The organism is Sorangium sp. So ce1504, from assembly GCF_051521635.1.
Taxonomy (GTDB): domain Bacteria; phylum Myxococcota_A; class Polyangia; order Polyangiales; family Polyangiaceae; genus Sorangium; species Sorangium cellulosum_B.
The window spans coordinates 7,359,608-7,380,878 of sequence record NZ_CP150365.1 but is presented as its reverse complement, the minus strand read 5'-3'; the positions used below and the strand labels follow the sequence as shown (position 1 = coordinate 7,380,878).

The 21,271-nt window shown below is 70.1% G+C and carries 15 protein-coding genes; 9 read left to right on the top strand and 6 right to left on the bottom strand.

Annotation, left to right across the window (positions count from 1 at the left end):
• Positions 1–34: 34 nt before the first annotated feature.
• On the bottom strand, positions 35–616 hold the full coding sequence (locus tag WMF39_RS27750; protein ID WP_437739493.1) for a serine O-acetyltransferase: 582 nt from the start codon (positions 614–616) through the stop codon (positions 35–37).
• Positions 617–897: 281 nt separating this feature from the next.
• Here WMF39_RS27750 and WMF39_RS27745 point away from each other — a divergent pair, with 281 nt between their 5' ends.
• The 7 genes from WMF39_RS27745 to WMF39_RS27715 all read left to right on the top strand — a co-directional run bounded on the left by WMF39_RS27745 (position 898) and on the right by WMF39_RS27715 (position 8,820).
• Positions 898–1,605: a response regulator gene (locus tag WMF39_RS27745; RefSeq protein WP_012237704.1), complete on the top strand. Its 708-nt coding sequence runs from the start codon at positions 898–900 to the stop codon at positions 1,603–1,605.
• 177 nt (positions 1,606–1,782) lie between these two features.
• Positions 1,783–2,550 (top strand): energy transducer TonB, encoded by a 768-nt coding sequence (locus WMF39_RS27740; RefSeq protein WP_437739492.1) that lies wholly within the window; start codon positions 1,783–1,785, stop codon positions 2,548–2,550.
• 57 nt (positions 2,551–2,607) lie between these two features.
• Positions 2,608–3,318: a MotA/TolQ/ExbB proton channel family protein gene (locus tag WMF39_RS27735; RefSeq protein ID WP_437739491.1), complete on the top strand. Its 711-nt coding sequence runs from the start codon at positions 2,608–2,610 to the stop codon at positions 3,316–3,318.
• Positions 3,269–3,730, top strand: a complete 462-nt coding sequence (locus tag WMF39_RS27730) for an ExbD/TolR family protein (RefSeq protein WP_437739490.1) — start codon at positions 3,269–3,271, stop codon at positions 3,728–3,730. The genes WMF39_RS27735 and WMF39_RS27730 overlap by 50 nt, the downstream gene beginning before the upstream one ends.
• A 10-nt stretch (positions 3,731–3,740) precedes the next feature.
• Positions 3,741–4,172, top strand: a complete 432-nt coding sequence (locus WMF39_RS27725) for an ExbD/TolR family protein (protein ID WP_437748039.1) — start codon at positions 3,741–3,743, stop codon at positions 4,170–4,172.
• A gap of 203 nt (positions 4,173–4,375) precedes the next feature.
• Positions 4,376–7,312, top strand: a complete 2,937-nt coding sequence (locus WMF39_RS27720) for a carboxypeptidase regulatory-like domain-containing protein (protein ID WP_437739489.1) — start codon at positions 4,376–4,378, stop codon at positions 7,310–7,312.
• A gap of 101 nt (positions 7,313–7,413) precedes the next feature.
• Positions 7,414–8,820, top strand: coding sequence for a hypothetical protein (locus WMF39_RS27715; RefSeq protein WP_437739488.1), 1,407 nt, complete (start codon positions 7,414–7,416; stop codon positions 8,818–8,820).
• A 128-nt stretch (positions 8,821–8,948) separates the two neighbouring features.
• On the opposite strand, the gene WMF39_RS27710 is transcribed toward WMF39_RS27715, so the two are convergent.
• A complete protein-coding gene (locus WMF39_RS27710; RefSeq protein ID WP_437739487.1) occupies positions 8,949–9,596 on the bottom strand; it encodes a hypothetical protein in 648 nt (215 codons plus the stop codon).
• 206 nt (positions 9,597–9,802) lie between these two features.
• On the opposite strand from WMF39_RS27710, the gene WMF39_RS27705 reads away from it, so the two are divergent.
• Positions 9,803–11,191 (top strand): sigma 54-interacting transcriptional regulator, encoded by a 1,389-nt coding sequence (locus tag WMF39_RS27705; RefSeq protein WP_437739486.1) that lies wholly within the window; start codon positions 9,803–9,805, stop codon positions 11,189–11,191.
• A 961-nt stretch (positions 11,192–12,152) separates the two neighbouring features.
• A complete protein-coding gene (locus tag WMF39_RS27700) occupies positions 12,153–13,457 on the top strand; it encodes a GRAS family protein (protein WP_437739485.1) in 1,305 nt (434 codons plus the stop codon).
• A 106-nt stretch (positions 13,458–13,563) separates the two neighbouring features.
• Here the strand turns inward: WMF39_RS27700 and WMF39_RS27695 are convergent, their stop codons facing one another.
• From WMF39_RS27695 to gltB, 4 genes are all read right to left on the bottom strand, one after another.
• Positions 13,564–13,974 carry a hypothetical protein gene (locus tag WMF39_RS27695; protein WP_437739484.1) on the bottom strand — a complete coding sequence of 137 codons (411 nt, stop codon included), beginning with the start codon at positions 13,972–13,974 and terminating at the stop codon, positions 13,564–13,566.
• A 160-nt stretch (positions 13,975–14,134) separates the two neighbouring features.
• A complete protein-coding gene (locus tag WMF39_RS27690; RefSeq protein ID WP_437739483.1) occupies positions 14,135–15,130 on the bottom strand; it encodes an MDR/zinc-dependent alcohol dehydrogenase-like family protein in 996 nt (331 codons plus the stop codon).
• Positions 15,131–15,139: 9 nt separating this feature from the next.
• Complete coding sequence (locus tag WMF39_RS27685; protein ID WP_437739482.1) at positions 15,140–16,579, bottom strand: glutamate synthase subunit beta; 1,440 nt, start codon at positions 16,577–16,579, stop codon at positions 15,140–15,142.
• On the bottom strand, positions 16,572–21,179 hold the full coding sequence (gene gltB, locus WMF39_RS27680) for a glutamate synthase large subunit (RefSeq protein WP_437739481.1): 4,608 nt from the start codon (positions 21,177–21,179) through the stop codon (positions 16,572–16,574). Before gltB ends, WMF39_RS27685 begins: the two co-directional genes overlap by 8 nt.
• Positions 21,180–21,271: the final 92 nt, after the last annotated feature.

Below are 21,271 nucleotides of genomic sequence, written 5' to 3'. Positions count from 1 at the left end.
GCCGCTCTGGAACCCTCGATCCGCCGTGCGCCGGTCAGCTCTGCGAGGTGTTGGTCCCGTCCGCGGCCGGGCGCGCGGCGGGCTGGGCGGCGCGGTCCTCGCGCCGCTGCACGGGCTTCGCGGGGATGCCCACGACCGTGGTGTTCGGCGCGACATCGTGCACGACCACGGCATTGGCGCCGATCCTGGCGCCGTCACCGACCGTGACCCCGCCGACGATCTTCGCCCCCGCGCCGATGAAAAGGTCGCTCCCGAGCACCGGTGTCTGCCGCCGATCGGCGCCGATGGTCACCTGGTGCTCGATGAGCACGTTCGATCCGCCTCGGACGTTGCCATTGATGACAACGCCGTTCGAGTGGATGAGCACGAACCCGGGCCCGAAGTCCGCGCCGCGCCCGATCACGCAGCCGCCGGCCAGGTTGGTCGCCTTGTTGAGCACCATCTCGAGCACCGGCATCCGGTGGGCTCGCGCGGCCTGCGTGAACCTGTAGAGGACCATCGCCGCCGTGCCGTCGGTCGCCAGCGTCTTCAGGAGTGTCGGCAGTGGATCGCTGCCGTAGCACCATGTGGCCTTCTGGCGCACGTCGGCCGCGATGAGTCGCAAAGTCCGCAGCATCCCGACGAGCCTAGCGCATCTCGCCCCGCCCGTGCGACCTTTCGCCGCGCGCCCTCGGGGCACCTCGTCTGTCTCGTCTCGTCTCGTCTCGTCTCGTCTCGTCTCATCGCGCCGCGCCGCGCCGCGCCCGCGTGACCTTTCGCCGCGCCTGCGCTCCCCTGCTACATCCCGTCGTGCGCCCGCTGCGCCAGCGTGCCCGTGCGGTCTTTTCGGCGCCGCACCGCCCTGTTGCCATCCGGTCATCGCTCCGTCACATCGCTCGGGTACACGCGCTCTTCACCATGGCGCGGATTTTAGTCATCGAGGACGAGCCGGCGCTCCAGAAGGTGCTCGATTACAACCTCAGGCAAGCCGGGCATGAGGTGCTCCTCGCGGGGCAGGGCGGTGAGGGGGTCCGGCTGGCCGTGGACCAGCGGCCCGATCTCGTCTTGCTCGATCTCATGCTGCCCGACATCCCGGGGACCGAGGTGTGCCGTGCTCTCCAGCAGAGCGATGGCACCCAGCGGATCCCCGTGATGATCGTGTCGGCGCGCGGGGACGAGGTCGACCGCATCGTCGGCTTCGAGCTCGGCGCCGTCGACTACGTCGTCAAACCGTTCAGCGTGCGGGAGCTCGTGCTGCGCGTGCAAGCCGTGCTCCGCCGCGCGAAGTCCTCCGGGGACGGGGAGCGGAGCATCGAGTTCGGGTGCCTGCGGATCGACGAGGGCGCTCACCGCGTGTGGGTCGAGCGCGAGGAGGTCGAGCTGACGCTCCTCGAGTTCAAGCTCCTCGTCGCGCTGTACGAGGCGCGCGAGCGCGTGCAGACGCGCACCGCGCTCCTCGACGGCGTCTGGGGCATCGACGTGAGCATCACGACGAGGACCGTGGATACCCACGTCAAGCGGCTTCGCGACAAGCTGCGCCGCGCCGGCGATTATATCCAGACCGTCCGCGGTATCGGTTATCGATTCGCCGCTTCGCCCGACCTCCCCGAGAGCCGCAGCGCCTGAGCGCCCTGCCGGGCGAGCACGACAATCGTTGCCCCACCGTCACCGGGCCGCAACGGCGGCCGGTGTACCGTGCAGACGGTGATTCACATGATGGGCGACCTTGTTGAAGCCTGCCGGTCCCTCTCATGAGGTCAGGTGGAGCTCTGGTGTTGTCGCCAACGTGTGCCGGGAGCCTCGATGCACCTTGAAACGTGGAATGCAGGGGAGGCCGATCCTGAGCGGGCAAAGCGCCTCGCGATCGGGGTTGCGGCAGGGCTCCTGCTGTTCGCGGCCATCACGCTCGCCGCTGCCCGCCTGAGCGGCGCGATCGCGCCTCCTCCACCCGAGGAGGAGGTCGTCGAGGTCAAGCTCGCCACCCAGCTCCCCGAGGCGCCCCCCGTCGCCCCGGCGCCCGCGCCCCCGCCGCCGGCGGCGGAGGCTCCGGCGCCTCGCCCCGCGGCGCCCCGGCGCCCGGCGCTCGTCGCGCCGACCGCCGTGCCCAGCGAGGCGCCGGCGGAGGCGGACCCGAGCCAGGCCAAGGCGAGCGACGACGACACCTACGGAGAGCCGGGAGGCGTACCGGGCGGCGTGCCCGGCGGGGTCCCCGGCGGCACGGGGACGGCCGCCGTGGCTGCGCCCGCGCCGCCGCCACCGCCGCCGCCTCCGCAGCCGAAAGGGCCGATTCACCTCCCCGAGAACGCCACGCCGCCTGTCGCGCTCTCCAATTCCCTCCCTCCCATCCCCGAGGCGGCGCGGAGCGCGGGGATAGAGGCCACCGTGGTCGTCAGGTTCGTGGTGACCGAGACCGGCGAGGTCACGAACGTCACCATCGTCCGCGGCCATCCGCTGTTCAACGACGTGGTGCTCGCGACGGTGAAGACGTGGCGCTACCGGCCGGCGATCCACGAGGGGAGGCCGGTGTCGACCTTCAAGACGGTCCGGATCCCGTTCAAGGCGAAGAGATGACGTCGAGCGCGCGGCCGCGGACGCGGCCTCTCGCCCGAGGAACGAAGGAGGTTAACCATGATGCAGTTTGATCTCGGGCACATCTGGGCGACCATGGGGCTTTTGAGCAAGCTCGTCGCGTTCGCCCTCGTGCTCATGGCGCTGGCGAGCGTCGCCGTCGTGGTGGAGCGGCTCATCGCGCTCGCGCGTCAGGCGTCGGAGACCCGGCGCTTCGCGAGGGAGGCGCGCCCCGTGATGGAGGCCTGGGACACCGCGCGGCTCGTCTCGATCGCCGACGGCTATGGACGCTCCGCGCTCGCCCGGCTCGTCGGTGCGGCCGTGCGCCGCTTCCAGCGCGCCGTCGAGGCCGGCGAGGGCGGCGTGCCGCCGGTGGAGCTCGCGCGCCGCGAGGTGTCTCGGCGCCGGGAGGCGATCTCCGCCGACCTGCGCCGCGGCCTCTCGGTGCTCGCGACGGTCGGCTCGGTGGCCCCGTTCGTCGGGCTGCTCGGCACCGTCATCGGCATCATCACCGCCTTCCAGACCATCGCCTCGACCGGCTCGGGCGGCCTCGGCGCCGTGAGCGCCGGCATCTCCGAGGCGCTCATCGTCACCGCGCTCGGGCTCGCGGTCGCCATCCCGGCGGTGCTTTGCTTCAACTACCTCACCACCCGTATCGCTGCGGTGGAGCTCGCGCTCGAGCGCAGCGCGGGTGAGCTCATCGACGAGATGGAGAACGAACATGGGCGTTCGAGCGGAGAGCGGTCGCTCGGGTCGGCAGCAGCCGCCTGAGCCGGAGATCAACGTCACGCCGCTCGTCGACGTGGTGCTCGTGCTCCTCATCATCTTCATGGTGATCGCGCCCCAGATGGAGCACGGCGAGCGGGTCGAGCTCCCGGCGGTGTTTCAGCCGGATCCGAAGGCGAAGTCGAAGCTCGATCCGATCTACGTGACGATCACCGGCGCAGGCACCGTGTTCCTCGAGAAGGAGGCTGTCGCCGACCTCGGCGCGCTCGGCGAGCGGCTGCGGGCCATCCGCGCCGCCGAGCCGGAGCGCCGGGTGGTCATCAAGGGCGACTCCTCGGTGAGGTACGGCCGCGTGCGGGAGGCCTTCGCGCTGTGCCAGGAGGTCGGGTTCGCCGGGATCTCGCTGCAGGTGAGCCAGCGGGGCGGCGGGGCGTCCGCGGAGCCGGAGGAGGGATAGCGCCGTGGGAATGAGCGTTCCGCAGGGCGGAGGCAAGAAGGGCGGTGTCGCGCCGAGCATGAACGTGACGCCGCTCGTCGACGTGGTGCTCGTGCTCCTCATCATCTTCATGGTCGTGACACCGCTGCTCGCCAAGCAGTTCTGGCTGAATCTGCCCAAGAAGGACGACACCGCGAAGCTCGCGCCGCCTCCCATCGACGCCGACAAGCCCGTGGTGCTCACGGTGGATCGGCGCGGCGTCCTCCGCATCAACCAGGCCGAGGTGCAGCGCGGCGAGCTGAAGGAGCGGCTCGCGCGCATCTTCGCGGCGCGCTCGGACAACGTTCTTTATTTCGACGCGGATGACGAGGCCGTCTACGCGGTCGCCGTGGAGGCCATGGACGCCGCGCGCATGGGCGGGGCCAAGACGATCGCCGTCCTGACGGAGAAGCCCGCGCGCTGAGCCAGGGCAGAGGCCCGAAGAGGTGAAGTCGAGGCGCGCGGGAGCCGCCGCCGCGTCGCTCGAGCGCGCGAGCGCGGCGGGGTGCACGGGACGGGAGAGGGCGCGAGTTGGCCCTCCGCTCTCCTCATCAGACGGGCGCGCGTGCGCCCGGCCATCGAATCGAGAGTCGCGCCCGGGCTCGGAGCGCGCGAAGGGACAGGTGCATGAGTCGCAGAAGGATCTCGGGGGTAGTCGCAGCGCTGGTGACACCGCTTTGCTGGGGGGCCACGGCCCTCGCGCAGGGCGACCCCGGAGCCGCCGCGCCGCAGCCAGACGGCGCGGCGCCTCGGGCCGGCGGTCCTGCGGCGGAGGACGTCGCGGGGCTCGACGAGCCGAGCCCGTCGCGCCCGCCGCCCGCGGGGAAAGGCGTGGTGTGGGGCGTCGTCACGGACACCGCCACGAAAGAGCCCTTGCTCGACGCCCAGGTGTCCGTCGTGGGGACGAAGCTCAAGGCGATCGCGGACCTCGACGGGCGGTATCGCCTGGAGCTCCCGCCGGGCACCCATCAGCTGCGGGTCTGGTACGAGGCGTACGAGCCGCAGCGCGTGCAGGACGTACGTGTGACCGCCGGGCAGGTGGTCCAGGTCGATGTCGGCCTCGATCCCGATCAGCAGACAGAGGAGGTCATCGAGGTCGAGTTCGAGCCGGAGCGGGCGAGCGTCGCGGCGCAGCTGCTCATCCGGAAGAACGCGGCCCACGTGGGCGACGCCATCGGCGCGAAGGAGATCGCGAAGACACCCGATCGCAACGCCGCCGAGGCCGCGAAGCGCATCGTCGGCGCGACCGTGGTCGACAACAGGTACGTCTACGTCCGTGGCCTGGGCGAGCGCTACACGAACGCGCTCCTGAACGGCGCCCCGCTGCCGAGCCCCGAGCCCGATCGGCAGGCCGTCCCGCTGGACCTCTTTCCGTCGCTGGTCCTCAGCGACATCACCGTCGTCAAGACGTTCACGCCCGATCTCCCCGGCGACTTCGCGGGCGGCTCGGTCCAGATCAACACGCGCGAGCTCCCGACGAAGTTCCTCTTTCAGGCATCGCTGTCGCTCGGGCTGAACAGCCAGGCGACGTTCCGCGATCGCCTGACCTACGCCGGATCGAGCACCGACTGGCTCGGGATCGACGGCGGCGCGCGCGCGCTTCCCAGCGAGATCCCCGACTACAAGGTGTTGCGGCTCGGCTCCAAGCCGGGCGGCGGCACCATCACGAGGGACGAGATGACGGCCTATGGGCGGGCGATCAACTCGTCGATGGTGACGACGCGGTCGTTCACCCCGCCGAACGGGAGCGGCAGCGTGGTCGTCGGCGACACCCTGAAGCTCGGCGGCGAGCAGCGCCTCGGTTACATCGCCACCCTGAGCTATGGCCGGAAGTTCGCTCCGCGCGCTGAAGAGCGCACGAGGAAATTCGATCCCGATCCTCTGGGCGGCGAACCCGTACCCAACGCCGACACCAGCACCGGGAGCATCCGTGACCAGGTGTCCTGGGGCGCGTTCGCCAGCGCCACCTACAACCCGGATCAGAACCACAAGGTGACGATCACCGGGCTCCACAGCCGCTCGTCGGAGGATCTGGCCAGCGAGATCAGCGGGAACCCTCTGGACGGCAGCAGCGCGTTTCGCGACACACAGCAGCGGTTCATCTCCCGCGCCCTCACCTTGGGTCAGCTCCAGGGAGAGCACCGCTTCGGAGCGCTGGACGGCGGTACCCTCGACTGGAAGGCGTCCATCTCCGGCGCGTCCTCGGACGAGCCCGATACGAGGGAGACCGTCTACATCAGGGACGATACGAGCGGAGCCTTCTCGTGGGACGAGGGCACGCTGAGCGGCGCCCACTTCTTCAGCGACATGACCGACGTGAACTACGGCGGGCAGCTCTCCTATACCCAGCCTCTCGTCCGTGGGGACACTCCGACCCGGCTGAAGCTGGGCGGTCTGTTCAACCTCCGAGAGCGCGAGTTCAACGCGCGCCGGTTCCGGTTCAAGCAAAGCCCGGGCTCGGATCCGACGATCTTCCGCCAGGAGCCGGGCCAGCTGTTCTCGGACGAGAACATCGGTACGGCGCTCGAGCTGGAGGAGATCACGCGCGAGACCGACTCCTACACGGCGAACAGCGATCTCTACGCCGGTTACGTGATGACGGACGCCGCCATCACACGATGGCTCCGCGCGGTGCTCGGCGCCCGGATCGAGGCCTCCACGCTGTCGCTTAGGGCGTTCGACAGGTACTCCCCGGCAAGCCCGGAGATCAAGGAAGAGAGCGACAAGGTCGATCTCTTGCCTGCGGCCAACGTCATCGTCAAGGCGAGCTCGATCTCGAATGTCAGGCTCGGCGTATCCAGGACGCTGGCGCGACCCCAGCTCCGCGAGCTCAGCCCGACCTTGTATCAGGAGGGATACAGCGGGATGGAGGCGAAAGGCAATCCGGAGCTCGGGCGGACGAGCGTCGTGAACGCCGATCTCCGCTTCGAGATCTTCCCGACGGCCGGCGAGGTGGCGGCGGTCAGCATCTTTTACAAGCACTTCCAGGATCCGATCGAGGAGATCATCGTCCCGAACAGCGGCAGGGGCAGGCTCAGCTACGTGAACGGAGAAGCCGGTTATGTCGCCGGGATCGAGCTCGAGCTCAGGAAGGGCCTGGGCTTCATCACCCCGCTCCTGAAGGAGGTCACGGCGCTCGGAAACCTCACGTTCGTGCAGTCGGAAGTGACGGTCGATCCCGACGACAACCCGGGAGGGGTCACCATCGAGAGCAACCCGACGCACCCGCTCCAGGGGCAATCCCCCTTCGTCGTGAACCTGGGGCTCGACTACGCCAGAGAGTCGACCGGGACGAGCGCCCGGCTCCTCTACAACGTGTTCGGCGCCCGGCTCAAGCGGGTGGGTCGCAACGGGCTGAAGGACGAGTACGAGCAGCCGCGGCACCAGATCGACCTGACCGTGGCCCAGCGCCTCGGCGAGCACGTCGAGCTGAAGCTGGCCGGTGAGAACCTCATCGATGCGCCCGTCCGCGTCACCCAGGGGAAAGCGGACGATGAGGACAAGATCGTCAGCCAGTACAGCGTCGGAACGACTGTGACGTTGAGCGCAGCGCTCACCTACTGAGCACCTGCCATTGAATCGTCACGCCGCGCTCGTCACGAGTTTTCCTACATGCGCCATGTTGGGGGAGGAGGTAGAATAAATTGCGTACATTCAAATTGGGCTTGGTTTGCGCCTCGGCGCTCTCCGTCGCGGCGTTCGCCGCGTGCGGCGATGACGACTCGGTCTCCCCGACCTCGACAAGCACCTCGTCCGCGAGCAGCTCCGCCAGCGGCGGTGACGGTGGCGGTGGCGGCGAGGGCGGCGGTGGCGACGGCGGCGGTGGTGGCGACGTCAGCGCCGATTGCTCCTCCCCGGTGGAGGTCAGCGAGGCGATCACCGCCAGCACGAAGTGGACCGCCGACAAGTGCTACCTCATGAAGGGGATCGTCTTCGTCGAGCGCGGCGCGACCCTGACCATCGAGCCCGGAACGACGATCATGGGCGAGAAGGTGAGCCTCGCCACGCTCGTCGTGAAGCCCGGCGCCAAGATCAACGCCAAGGGCACGGTGAGCAAGCCCATCGTGTTCACGAGCCAGGGCGAGGAGGGCGATCGCGCCGCCGGCGACTGGGGCGGCGTCATCCTGCTCGGCGAGGCGCCCGTCAACGTCGAAGGCGGCAAGGCCAGCGTCGAGGGCATCACCGGCGAAGGCACGGAGTACGGCGGCGACAAGCCCGCGGACAACAGCGGTGTCCTCGAGTACGTGCGCATCGAGTACAGCGGGATCCTCCTCTCCCAGGACAACGAGGTCAACGGCCTCACCTTCGCCGGCGTGGGCTCCGGGACGACCGTCGATCACGTGATGGTGCACCACACGCTCGACGATTGCTTCGAGTTCTTCGGCGGCACCGTCAACGCGAAGCACCTCATCTGCGCGCAGAACGGCGACGACGGCTTCGACTTTGACCTCGGCTACACCGGCAAGCTCCAGTTCCTCGCGCTCCAGCAGGACCCGTCCGTGGCCGACGAGACGAACGGCTTCGAGGGCGACAACGACGCCGACTCGTCGGCCAACACGCCCCTCAGCGAGCCCACGATCTACAACGCGACCCTGTGCGGCAAGAACAAGGAGGTCGACAAGCAGCAGTACGGCATGCTCCTCCGCCGCTCGACGAAGGCCCACATCTTCAACACCATCGTGACCGGCTTCGAGGCGGGGGTGGATCTCCGTAACGAGCTCACCGAGGTCGAGCTCGCGAGCTCGATCTTCTTCGGCAACATCGAGGCGAACATCGCCTACGAAGAGACCGACACCGAGGCGGCGACCGAGTCGAAGCTCGACGACGACGACGACGCTGGCGCGGACGAGGTCGCGTGGTTCGAGGGCGAGGCGACCAACAGCACCGAGGATCCCGGGCTCGCCGACTGCTTCGCCGCCACGCCCGACTTCCGGCCTGAGGCCACGCTCACCGAGAACGCGGCGACCCCGCCGGATGACGGCTTCTTCGACCCGGAGGCGAGCTACATCGGCGCCTTCAAGGCCGATGACACCTGGGCGACGGGCGCCTGGGTCTCGTTCGACGCGAACTGACGCGGCGCCGTCCGCGCCGGCCCTCCGCGATGCGGCGGGCGGACCGGATCCGTGGCGAGAGAAATGACGAAGGCCGGCTCTTCAGCCGGCCTTTATCGTCTCTGGCGTCACGACTCCGCCGCAGGCGCTCAGCGCACCCGCGGCGTAAACCCGGACACACTGCTGCGATGCTCGCTGCATACGCCTCGCGCGTCCGCGGTCTCCTTGAATGACACCCTTCCGCACACCTCGCAGATGCACAGGTGTGCGCGATAGAACTCCCGGTCGAGCAGGATGTCGGCGGCGAGCAAGCTGAGCACAATGTCGCCGAGGAAGTCGATCTCGCGCGGCGAGGCGACCCAGACGGGACGGCCGCCGACCGCGGCCCGGCGGACCCTGCCCCCGTAGATCGCCGCGTTCAGGAACCGATCGTCGGCGACGGGCGCGATCAGCCCCCGGAGGGCCGTGATGACGCGCCCGCGGGCCTTGTGGATGAGCTCCTCGAGGTTGCTGCCGCCGTCCGCCCGGGGATCGAGCATGACGGGCGTCGCGCCGGGCTCGCGCACGATCTGGGGGCGCTTCATCAGGCCCGGGGTCACGAGGTGGTCCACGAACCAGTCCTGGAGGTCCTTGGGCGTCCACTCGGACGCCGGCCACTCCAGGAACTCGAGAGCGCCGCGGAGGCCGCTGACGCCCTGGAGACCGGGGTGGGTGGGGAGGCTCGGCAGGGTGCGGGATGTATGCAGACGCCGGGACGAGCGGCGGCTCGCCTCCTCGATGTTGCGGCCGGATCCCATGTTCACCTCGAGGGCAGCCCCCCGGTCCCGATGGATGCGAGCTCTTGCAGAGGCCACCATGCCGAGGGAACAAGCACAACTTGTGCCGAACCTGGCGAACGGGGCGACCTGGATTTGCTGGGAGTTCTGCCCGGAGAGCCTTTGCAGGCCGTTGGGATGGCCGGCCACTGGCCGGCCAGGTTCTTCAGCGGGTAAGATTGCGCCCGATGGACCACTCCACCGTCCGCGTCTCGGTTGCACCGGAGCCCTCGGTCGCCGAGCCTGTTCCCGGCATCGTCCTGATCTTCTCGGGGGATCAGCCGCGCTGCGCTCCCATCCCGCTGGATCGTGGCTCCGTGGTGGTGGGTCGCGGAGGCGTCGGCGGCGTGCCGCTCATGGACGACTCGCTCATGTCGCGGCGACACGCCCGCATCGCGTACGACGGCGGCGCTTGGACCGTGGAGGACCTCGGCAGCACCAACGGGACGTCGGTCAACGGCGAGACGATCCGCGGCGAGGTGCGGAGGGACGCGATCCAGGTCGTCGGCGCGGGGACGTCGGTGTTCCTCGCGCTCAGCGACATCCGGAGCTTCGCGCGCGGGGGCGTGCGCCTCGAAAAGGAGAGCGTCCTCGGGCCGAGGCTGCAGCTGATTTACGACACGATCATCCGCGCCGCGGCCGGGGGAGACAGCCTCCTCGTGACGGGCGAGAGCGGCACGGGCAAAGAGCTCGCGGCGCGCGCCTACCACGAGGCGGGGCCGCAGGCGCGCGGCCCATTCGTCGCCGTCAACTGCGCGGCCATCCCGGAGGGCCTGGCGGAGCGGCTCCTCTTCGGCGCCAGGCGCGGCGCTTACTCCGGCGCGACGCACGACACCGACGGCTATGTGCAGGCCGCCCACGGAGGCACGCTCTTCCTCGACGAGGTGGCGGAGCTCGACGCGGCCGTCCAGGCGAAGCTGCTGCGGACGATCGACACCCGGCAGGTCCTCGAGCTCGGCGCGGTCGCGCCTCGCCCGGTGCAGATCCGGATCTGCGCGGCGACACACGACCTCCGCGCCCGCGTCGCCCAGGGCCGTTTCCGGGATGATCTCTACTACCGTATCGGCCGGCCCGAGGTCCGGCTCCCGCCCCTCCGCGAGCGGACCGAGGAGATCCCGTGGCTGCTGGCGCAATGCGCAAAGGCGGTCGGCGCGGCCGCTCAAAGCGCGCCGCCGGCGATTCATCATTCGATGATCATCGCGTGCGCGATGCGCCGATGGCCGGGGAATCTGCGCGAGTTCGTCGGCGAGGCGCGGCGCGCCGTGACGCGCGCGCTCGACGAGGGGCGGCGCACGGTCGAGGCCAAGGATCTGGATCCGCTCGCCGGCGTCGGGCTGAGCCCGGAGTCGATCGAGCCGCAGGCCCGGCCGACGGCGAGCGATGTTCGACCGGCGCGCGCAGGACAGGCGCCGCCCGAAGATGAGATCGCCGAGGCGCTTCGCCTCGAGCGAGGCAATGTGTCTCGCGCGGCCATCAGGCTCGGAGTGCACAGGAATCGAATTCGACGCTGGCTCGAGAAGAATGGCGTCGATCGCTCCCACTTCGCCGAGGGAAGCGACCTGTCCGATAACGACTGAACCGCTGGCGCCCGCCGTCGCATGCACAGGTGCAGGAGTGCGTCAATGGTGCCGCCGCGTCGCCGGAGAGCGCTCGTCTTCCGGCTGCGTTGCGATGACGAAGTCACTCCCGGCGTAGGCTGCTGAGCCCGAGGGGGCGGTCGTTCCATACATCACCTCCAGCAAACGCTCTGCTCCTCTCGAAGGCCTGAAGGCCTTCGCGGCGCTGTTTCTCGGGCGAAGGAGCGCCCGATCGTCGCAGGGTTGCCTTCATCTGGCGACGCAACGTGGGCTCGATCGACCGAACGCCCATGTATAGGGACTTTACAGAGCTGATTATGCGGGTTGTAATGTGGTGTGTAAGCCCCGTCCCCAGCGAGGTGCTGTCACGACCACGGTCAACTCAACGAGTCCGGCGCGTGCTCGTCAGGTCGGAGCCCACGATGTGCCCTGAAGAGACCATCGATGAAGTGTGCCGTGGCACGTGCGTCGCGCGCGGCCTGCGTCATCGAGGCCGCGCTCCTCGCGATCCGCGCGCGCCGGGGCCGGCGGGGCTTCCGCCTGCGGCGCGATCACGCGCGCCTCGCGGGACGCCTACGAGTGCCTACGTTTGTCGCCAGAAGACAGGCTCGGACGGCGCGCGGAACACGAGGACGGGGGCGCGACGCACAATGACGATCTTGGACTTGACCGGGCGGGCGGCTTCATCGATGTACAGAGAGTTGTCTGTCGGGTCTCCCTGCGAGCTCAGGCCCCGTCGCGTCACGGGCGGGCGCCGCGCTTCGCGGCCTTGCCGCGGGCGCGCGGCCGCCGAGCGCCTGCCCCTTGCTCGTCGTCGGGCTCTCCCTCAGCGACATCTGCAAACATTGAAACCCCTGGCTCCTGCGAGGTGGTCGACGTCATGCGTTCTCGCCTGAAATCGGCTGCCCGCGGAGAGCCCAGCCAGGACGGCGGGCTGCCTGGTTGAACAGCCCTGGACACCATGAACGCGATCCGTAGACACGTATCGGCCGAAGAGGCGCCTCTTAGCCTACGAGCGCACATCGAGGGGCCCACCAGCTCGACCGCGTCCAGCCCAGGGCAGCAGCCGAGCTCGGGGACCCGCCAAACCCACTCGCGTCGCCGCCCGTTCCTGAGCCGCCTCCTGGCGGCGGGCGAGGCGATCGAGGCGGGGGATAGCGAGCGCGCGAGGGCCCTCATCGAGGGCATCCTGCGGGCCGAGCCCGATACGGGGGACGCGTCCGAGCGCATCTCTGGCGTGTTTGGCCGGGCGCTGCTCGCCCGCCTGGACGGAGATCGCTCCGGCGACGGGAATCTGTACCTGCGCAGCGCCGGGCCGCGGGACATGCTCGCGGCGTTTCAGCTGCTCGTCCACGCGACGCCGCTCATCCGGTTCGGCTACCTCAGCGCGAACGCGGCCATCGTCGAGGCGTTCCAGGACGAAGGGGAGATCCATGTCATCGACATCGGCGTTGGCGGCGGTACGCAGTGGCCATTCCTGCTACACCGGCTGGCGACGCGGCCCGGCGGCCCGCCGCGGGTCCGGCTGACCGGCATCGATCTGCCGTGCCGGGGCCCCGATCCCGAGCAGCGGCTGCGCTGGGCGGGCGCGTTCATCGGGGGGTGGGCGGAGCGGCTGAAGGTCCCCTTCGAGTTCCACGGCGTCGCGTCCTCGGTGGAGCGCGTCGACTGGAGCCGTATCGCGTCCCGCTCCACGGCGCCCATCGCGGTCAATGCGGCGTTCGCATTGCACCACGTGCCGGATGCCTCGGTGCACGCCACCGCGAACCGCGACACCATCCTCACGAGGATCCGCGCGCTGTCGCCGCGCGTGCTGACGCTCGTCGAGCCGGATGTGGAGCACAACGCGCACCAGTTCCTCCCGCGGCTGTCGGAGGCGATCGGCCACTACTACGCGGTATTCCAGGCGCTCGAGGCGCTGCTCCCGCCGCACATCGCCGCGCGGGAGACCATCGAGCAGGTCTTCTTCGGGCAGGAGGTGATGAACGTGGTGGTGGGCGAGGGGGCCGCGCGGGTCGAGCGGCACGAGCGCCGGGGCGCCTGGCAGCGCCGCCTCCGCATGAACGGCTTCGAGCCGCTCCGCGTCTCGCCGCACGAGTCGCTGGTCCGCGGAGCGCTCCGCCTGAGCCAGGGGTTCGACGTCCGGAGCGACGAACCCGCGCTCCTGCTCATGCGCAACGGCGTGTCCATCGTGGCCGCGTCGGCGTGGCGTCCGCGGCAGCTCCCGCCGCCATCGCGGTTCATGTCGGGGCTGTTCCGCCGCTAGGAGCGCCGCACAGCGCAGGTGAGCCCATAACGCACGAATCTGCGCCCCTCTACCAACAACCGCTTCCCTGTCCGGATCACATCCGGACGCGAGCGGCTCCTCGCCCTCAGCGCCTCAGGAGGACGAATGCCACCCAGAGCACCAGCGCGCCGAGCGCGAGGCACGCGAGGGGGAGCCACAAGGCGCGGCGCTTGTGCATTGCGGTTTCCCAGAGGTCACGCCGGTACCCCGGCGTGTGACCGCCCTCGGCCGCGGACCGGGGGTCGTGGAGGGGAAGAGGGCTCAGCCCTTCGCGCCTGACGAGCTCGAACAACACCGAGCCGCGCGCCTGGGCCCGTGCGAGCTGCCCCAGCAGCTCACGGCGACAATGAAGGCAAAACGTCGACGCATCCTCTTCAATGCCGACGAGGTCGAGCTCTCGTAGCCGCTGCTGCTCCCAGCTCTCCCTGGCTTGCCGGGCCTCGTTGTGCGCGTCCTCTCGGCGGTCGTCGTGGTGTGGGCTGTCCTTCGCGCTCATCGCAGCTCCTGATCGGGGGCGCGGTCTGCGGCTCCCTATGAGGATCTATTCCGGCCAGCGGCGAGAAATTCTCACACAATGCGCCTGGCGAACATGCCGCGCTGGCCGCAGGCCACCCGGACGAGCAGCTGACAGTCAGCGAGCGGCGAGCTCACCGAGCTCAGCAGGTGACGAGCACCTTGAGGGCGCCGGGCGCCGCAGCGGCCGCCAGCGCCTCTGCGGCGCGCTCCAGCGGGAGCCGCGCCGACACGAGGGAGCGGACGTCGACGGTCCGGGCCTCGAGGGCGCGCAGCGCTGGCCCGAACAGCCCGCAGCGCGACCCAACGACGGTGATCTCGTTGACGACGAGCTCCGCGAGGTGGACGCTGGAGAGCCCGGCCACCGTGCTCTTGAGCACGAGCGTGCCCCTGGGCCGGGTCGCGCGGGCGGCCCTCACGAACCCCTCGGCGGTGCCGGTGGCCTCGACCACCAGCTCGGCCGGATCTCCGGCCCAGGCGCCCGGAGGCGGCGAGGCACCGGCGTCGGTCTGGCCCGAGGGCTCCGGGCGAACGAGCTCGGTCGCGATGCCCTGCGCGCGCATCAGGGCGAGCTTCTCCTCGTGTTTGCCGACCGCGAGGACGCGGGCGCCAGCCTGGTGGAGCACCTGCGCGATGAGCAGGCCGAGCTTCCCGTCGCCGAACACGAGCGCCGACGCGCCCGGCGACACACGCACCTGCTCCAGGATCGCGAACGCCGCCGCGAGCGGCTCCGCGAACACCGCCTCCTCGTCGTCGACCCCGTCGGCCACGGCGTGGAGGTTCGCCAGGGGCACCGCGACGCGCTCCGCCAGCGCGCCGTCGGCGCCGACGATGCCCATGACCGTGCGCGTCGGGCAGTGCCTGCCCAGCCCGCGCGCGCAGCTCTCGCAGCGGCCGCACGCGAAGTTGATCTCGCCCACCACGCGGCGGCCGAGCCAGGCGGCCGGGCCCTCCACGACGTCGCCGACGAACTCGTGCCCGAGCGTGCCGCGGAAGCCCATGTAACCTTTGATGATCTCGAGATCCGTGTTGCAGATCCCGGCGCACCGCACCTCGACCACGGCCATGCCGGCCGTGGTCGAGGGGGGGTCGCGGTCGATGACGCGCGCGGCCGTTCCGTCCCAGACCAGCGCTCGCACGATCGAGCTCTAGCCCGCCGCGAGCGCCAACCGGCGCTTCGCCGGCTGCATCAGGTACGCGTCGACCGCGTCCGCTGCCTTGCGCCCCTCGGCGATGGCCCAGACGACGAGGCTCTGTCCGCGCGACATGTCGCCGGCGGCGAAGACGCCCTCCACGCTGGTGCGCCCGCCGTGGGCCTTCACGTTGCCGCGCTGGTCCATCTCGACGCCGAGCTGCTCGAGCAGCCCCTCGCGCTCGGAGCCGACGAAGCCCATCGCGAGCAGGACGAGCTCGCAGGGGATCTCGAACTCGCTCCCCGGGACCGGCACGAACTTCCCGCCTTCCAGCTTCACCCGCGCCGCCTGGAGCGCGCGGACGTGCCCTTGCTCGTCCCCGAGGAACGCGGTGGTCGACACCGACCAGTCGCGCTCGCCGCCCTCCTCGTGCGAGGACGAGGTGCGGAGGATGAGCGGCCACGCGGGCCACGGGTTCGTCAGCGAGCGCTGCTCGGGGGGGCGGGGGAGGAGCTCGAGCTGCGTCACGTGCGCCGCGCGGTGGCGGTGGCTCGTGCCGACGCAGTCGGAGCCGGTGTCGCCGCCGCCGATGACGACCACCCGCTTGTCCGTGGCGAAGATCGCCTCGCTGTCGGGGATCACGTCGCCGGCGACCCGCTTGTTCTGCTGGGTCAGGAAATCCATCGCGAAATGGACGCCCTTCAGCTCCCGGCCGGGCACCGGCAGGTCGCGCGGCCGGCGCGCCCCGCCGCACAGCACGACGGCGTCGTACTGCCCGCGCAGGGCGTCGCCGGTGATGTCGACGCCGCAGTGGACGCCCGTGCGGAACGTCACCCCCTCGGCCTGCATCTGCTCCATGCGCCGGTCGATGAGGTGCTTCTCCATCTTGAAGTCGGGGATGCCGTACCGGAGCAGGCCGCCGATGCGGTCGTCACGCTCGAAGAGCGTCACGTCGTGGCCCTTGCGCGCGAGCTGCTGGGCAGCAGCGAGCCCGGCGGGCCCCGAGCCGATCACCGCGACCTTCTTGCCCGTGCGCTGCTTCGCGATGACCGGCGCCACCAGGTTCCGGTCGAACGCGCGATCCGCGATCGCGCGCTCGACGTTCTTGATGGTGACCGGCTTGCTCTCGATGTTCAGCACGCACCCCGCCTCGCAAGGCGCGGGGCACACGCGCCCGGTGAACTCGGGGAAGTTGTTCGTCGCGTCGAGCGACGCGATCGCCTCCGGGAGGCGATCGCGGAACATGTGATCGTTCCAGTCGGGGATCAGGTTCCCGAGCGGACATCCGTCGTGACAGAACGGGATGCCGCAGTCCATGCACCGCGCTGCCTGATCGCGCAGCTCGGCGTCGGGGACCGGGAGCTCGAACTCCTGCCAGTCGTTCAAACGCTCGGAGACGGGCCGCTTCTTGATGTCGACCCTCTGGATCTCGAGGAAGCCTCGTACCTTACCCATGGGCGGCCGACCTCTCTCCCGTGCTCAGGGGACCCGCGTTGGCGGGGATGTAACGTCCAGTGGAAACATAGGGGGTGGAAGGAGAAAGGAGAGACACGAGCCTGTCGGACCCGTCCGCTCCGTTCGTCGCGGGCGACGCCGCGGCCTCCAGGGCGCGGCGGTACTCGCTCGGGACGACCTTCACGAACTTCGACAGGACGGCCTGCCAGGACTCGAGCAGCTCGATCGCCTTCCGGCTGCCCGTGCGCCGCACGTGCTCCTCGAGCAGCGCCCGCACCGACTCGGCGTCGGCGGCGGTCATCGTCTCGAGCTGCACCATCTCCTTGTTGCAGCGCGCCTCGAAGAGCGCGTCCTCGTCGAAGACGTAGGCGAGCCCGCCGCTCATGCCGGCCCCGAAGTTGCGGCCGGTGGTGCCGAGGATGATCACGGTGCCGCCCGTCATGTACTCGCAGCCGTGGTCGCCCACGCCCTCGACGACGGTGGTGGCCCCGCTGTTCCGGACCGCGAAGCGCTCGCCGGCGCGGCCGTTGAAGAACGCGCGGCCGCCCGTCGCGCCGTACAGCACGACGTTGCCCACGATGACCTGATCGTCCGGCCGGAACGGCGCCTCGCGCGGCGGTCGCACCGCGACCACGCCGCCCGAGAGGCCCTTGCCGACGTAGTCGTTCGCGTCGCCTTCGAGCTCGAGCGTCATGCCCCGCGAGGCGAAGGCGCCGAAGCTCTGGCCGGCGCTGCCGGCGCACTTGACCACGATGCTGTCCTCGGGGAGCCCGGCGCTGCCGTGGCGGCGCGCGATCTCGCCGCTCAGCATCGCGCCGAGCGTCCGATCCGAGTTCTTGACGCGGGTCTCGATGACGACGGGCGCCCCGCCGTCGATCGTCGCGCGCGCCTTCTCGATCAGCTTGAGGTCGAGCACCCGGTCGAGCTTGTGGTCCTGCAGCTCCACGCAGTGGGTCGGGCTCGTGAGCGCCTCCTTCGGGCGGTACAGCACCTCGGAGCAGTCGATCTTCCTCGCCTTCGGGTGGAGCCCGGTGCTCCGCTGCACGATGCAGTCGGAGCGCCCGACCATCTCGGTCAGCGTGCGGAAGCCCAGGCGCGCCATGATCTGCCGGAGCTCCTCGGCCACGTAGAAGAAGAAGTTGATGACGTGCTCCGGCGCGCCCGTGAACTTCTTGCGGAGCTCGGGGTCCTGCGTGGCGATGCCGACCGGGCAGGTGTTGAGGTGGCACTTGCGCATCATGATGCAGCCGGTCGCGACGAGCGGCGCCGTGGAGAAGCCGAACTCCTCGGCGCCGAGCAGCGCGGCGAACGCGACGTCGCGGCCCGTCATCAGCTTGCCGTCGGTCTGCACGATGGCGCGGCCGCGGAGCCCGTTCATCACGAGCACCTGGTGCGCCTCGGCGAGGCCGAGCTCCCACGCGACGCCCGCGTGGTGGATCGACGTGAGCGGGGAGGCGCCGGTGCCGCCCGAGTCGCCGCTGATCAGCACCACGTCGGCGTGCGCCTTCACGACGCCCGCGGCGATGGTGCCGACGCCCGCCTCGGCGACGAGCTTCACGCTGATGCGCGCCTTCGAGTTGATGTTCTTCAGGTCGAAGATGAGCTGGGCGAGATCCTCGATCGAGTAGATGTCGTGGTGCGGCGGCGGCGAGATCAGCGTCACGCCGGGCGTCGAGTGGCGCACCTTCGCGATCACCGCGTCGACCTTGTGGCCCGGGAGCTGGCCGCCCTCGCCGGGCTTGGCCCCCTGCGCCATCTTGATCTGCAGCTCGTCGGCGTTCACGAGGTACTCGGCCGTGACGCCGAACCGCGCCGAGGCGACCTGCTTCACCGCGCTCCGCTTCGAGTCGCCGTTCGGCAGCCGGAGGAAGCGCACCGGGTCCTCGCCGCCCTCGCCGGTGTTCGACCGCGCGCCGATCCGGTTCATCGCGATCGCGAGCGTCTCGTGCGCCTCCTTCGAGATGCTCCCGAAGGACATGGCGCCCGTGGCGAAGCGCTTCACGATCGAGGCGGCGGGCTCGACCTCCTCGATCGGCACCGGCGGGCCCGCGGGCCTGAAGTCCCACAGCCCGCGGAGCGACATCGGGTGCTCCTGCTGCTCGTTGATGATGGAGGCGTACTCGGCGTAGCTCTTCGCGTCGTCGAGGCGGACCGCCCGCTGGAGCGAGGCGATCGACTGCGGCGTCCAGAGGTGCCGCTCGCCGGACACGCGGAAGTGGTGGTGGCCGCCGACGTCGAGGTGCGCGCGCGCCCGCTCGCCGTACGCCGCGTGGTGGCGCGCGAGCGCCTCCTCCGCGATCTCGCGCAGCCCGACGCCGCGGACGCGCGACGCCGTGCCGGTGAAGTACGCGTCGATGACGAGCTGATCGATGCCGATCGCCTCGAAGATCTGCGCGCCCTGGTAGCTGGAGAGCGCGCTGATCCCCATCTTCGACATGATCTTCAGGATGCCCTTCTTGAGCCCCTTCACGTAGCGCGAGCCCGCCGCGGTCGGCGAGAGGTCGGCGCCGAGGGTCTTGTCGCGGCACATCGCCGCGATCGACTCGAACGCGAGGTACGGGTTCACCGCGCCGGCGCCGTAGCCGATGAGCAGCGCCATGTGGCCGACCTCGCGCGCCTCGCCGGTCTCGACGATGATGCCCGCGCGCGTGCGCGCCCCCTCGTTGATGAGGTGGTGGTGCACGGCGCCCACCGCGAGCAGGCTCGGGATGGGGGCGAGCGTCTCGTCGATGCCGCGGTCGCTGAGGATGAGGATGCTCGCGCCGTCGGCGATCGCGCGGCTCGCGTCCTTGCAGAGCTTCGCGATCGCGGCGCGCAGGTTGTCCTCCGGGTCGCCGTCGACCGGGAAATACATGGGCAGCGTGGCCGCGCGGAAGTCGGGGAAGACGTTCTTCCGCAGCTTCGACAGGTCGTCCTGCGTGAGGATCGGGTGCGGCAGCTCGAGCATCCGGCACTGGCGGGGCGTCTCCTCGAGGAGGTTGCCCTCGCCGCCGACGCAGCTCACGAGCGACATCACGATCTCCTCGCGGAGCGGGTCGATCGGCGGGTTCGTGACCTGCGCGAACAGCTGCTTGAAGTAGCGGAAGAGCAGCTGGGGCTTCTCGGAGAGCACGGCGAGCGGGATGTCGATGCCCATCGAGCCCACCGGCTCCTCGCCGAGGGTGGCCATCGGCCCGAGGATCATCCGCAGGTCCTCCTCGGTGTAGCCGAACGCCTGCTGCAGGCCCCGGAGGTCCGCGTGCGGGATGGTGTAGAGGCTCGGCACGTCCTCGAGGGCGCGCAGATCGATCTTGTTCTCGGCGACCCACGCCGCGTAGGGCTTCTGCGTCGCGACGCGGCGCTTGATCTCGTCGTCGCTGACGACGCGACCCTCGGTCGTGTCGACGAGGAACATCTTGCCCGGCTGGAGGCGCCCCTTCTGGATCACGCGCGCCGGCTCGATGTCGAGGACGCCGAACTCGCTCGCGAGCACGACGAGCCCGTCGCTCGTCACGACGTACTTCGCGGGGCGCAGCCCGTTCCGGTCGAGCGTCGCGCCGATCAGCCGTCCGTCCGTGAAGCACAGCGCCGCGGGGCCGTCCCAGGGCTCGATCAGACAGCCGTGGTACTCGTAGAACGCCTTCTTCTCGGCCGACATGTCCGGGTCGAGCGCCCAGGCCTCGGGCACGAGCATCATCATCACGTGGGGCAGCGAGCGGCCGCTCGCGAGCAGGAAGTCGACCACGTTGTCGAGCGCGGACGAGTCGGAGCCGCCCGGGCGGATGATCGGCTTGAAGTCCTCGATCGCGTTCGCGAAGACATCGCTCTTCAGCAGCGCCTCGCGCGCCGACATCCACGCGGTGTTGCCGCGCACGGTGTTGATCTCGCCGTTGTGCGCGATGACCCGGTACGGGTGCGCGCGCTCCCACGTGGGGAAGGTGTTCGTGGAGAAGCGCGAGTGCACCATCGCGAGCCGCGACACGGTGCGCTTGTCGGACAGATCGGGGTAGAACGCCGCGACCTGCTCCGCGAGCATCAGGCCCTTGTAGACGACCGTCCGCGACGAGCACGACGTGATGTAGAAGTCGTCGGCGTTGGCGGCGCGGCCGGCGCGCTTGCGGATCGCATACAGGACCTGCTCGAAGGACTGGCGAGGCGCGACCCTGCCGATGAACAGCTGGCGGATCGCGGGGCGCGAGTCGCGCGCGATCGGGCCGAGCGCCGCGTCGTCGATGGGGACGTCGCGCCAGCCGAGGACGCGCTGTCCGTGGTGCACGACCGCGGCCTCGAGGATCGCCTCGCACTGGCGGCGCCGCGACGGGAGCTGGGAGAAGAACGCCGTCGCGACGGCATAGTCGCCGGGAGCAGGCAGCGCGATGCCAAGGGCGGCCAGGGACGTGGCGTACAGCTCGTGCGGGATCTGGAGGAGGACGCCCGCGCCATCGCCGGTGCAGGGGTCGCAGCCAGCGGCGCCGCGATGGGTTAGATTTTCGAGGATCTCGAGCGCTTGGCAGACGACCTCGTGCGTCGCTTCACGGCGGAGCGTGGCGACGAATCCGAGACCGCATGCGTCGTGTTCGAAAGCCGGATCGTAAAGACCTTGTCGTTGGGGCAGAGGCATGGTGCTGACTTCACACGCGCGTAGCACAGGTGGCACAAGGATTGGAGCCCTAGTTTAATGCGGCGCGCCAGGAGCCGCGGAACCGGGCCCAA

Bases quoted from the DNA above. Each gene is read 5' to 3' on its own strand.
- WMF39_RS27750 (WP_437739493.1), bottom strand. From the start codon at position 616: ATGCTGCGGACTTTGCGACTCATCGCGGCCGACGTGCGCCAGAAGGCC.
- WMF39_RS27745 (WP_012237704.1), top strand. From the start codon at position 898: ATGGCGCGGATTTTAGTCATCGAGGACGAGCCGGCGCTCCAGAAGGTG.
- WMF39_RS27740 (WP_437739492.1), top strand. From the start codon at position 1,783: ATGCACCTTGAAACGTGGAATGCAGGGGAGGCCGATCCTGAGCGGGCA.
- WMF39_RS27735 (WP_437739491.1), top strand. From the start codon at position 2,608: ATGATGCAGTTTGATCTCGGGCACATCTGGGCGACCATGGGGCTTTTG.
- WMF39_RS27730 (WP_437739490.1), top strand. From the start codon at position 3,269: ATGGGCGTTCGAGCGGAGAGCGGTCGCTCGGGTCGGCAGCAGCCGCCT.
- WMF39_RS27725 (WP_437748039.1), top strand. From the start codon at position 3,741: ATGAGCGTTCCGCAGGGCGGAGGCAAGAAGGGCGGTGTCGCGCCGAGC.
- WMF39_RS27720 (WP_437739489.1), top strand. From the start codon at position 4,376: ATGAGTCGCAGAAGGATCTCGGGGGTAGTCGCAGCGCTGGTGACACCG.
- WMF39_RS27710 (WP_437739487.1), bottom strand. From the start codon at position 9,596: ATGGGATCCGGCCGCAACATCGAGGAGGCGAGCCGCCGCTCGTCCCGG.
- WMF39_RS27705 (WP_437739486.1), top strand. From the start codon at position 9,803: ATGGACCACTCCACCGTCCGCGTCTCGGTTGCACCGGAGCCCTCGGTC.
- WMF39_RS27700 (WP_437739485.1), top strand. From the start codon at position 12,153: ATGAACGCGATCCGTAGACACGTATCGGCCGAAGAGGCGCCTCTTAGC.
- WMF39_RS27695 (WP_437739484.1), bottom strand. From the start codon at position 13,974: ATGAGCGCGAAGGACAGCCCACACCACGACGACCGCCGAGAGGACGCG.
- WMF39_RS27685 (WP_437739482.1), bottom strand. From the start codon at position 16,579: ATGGGTAAGGTACGAGGCTTCCTCGAGATCCAGAGGGTCGACATCAAG.
- gltB (WP_437739481.1), bottom strand. From the start codon at position 21,179: ATGCCTCTGCCCCAACGACAAGGTCTTTACGATCCGGCTTTCGAACAC.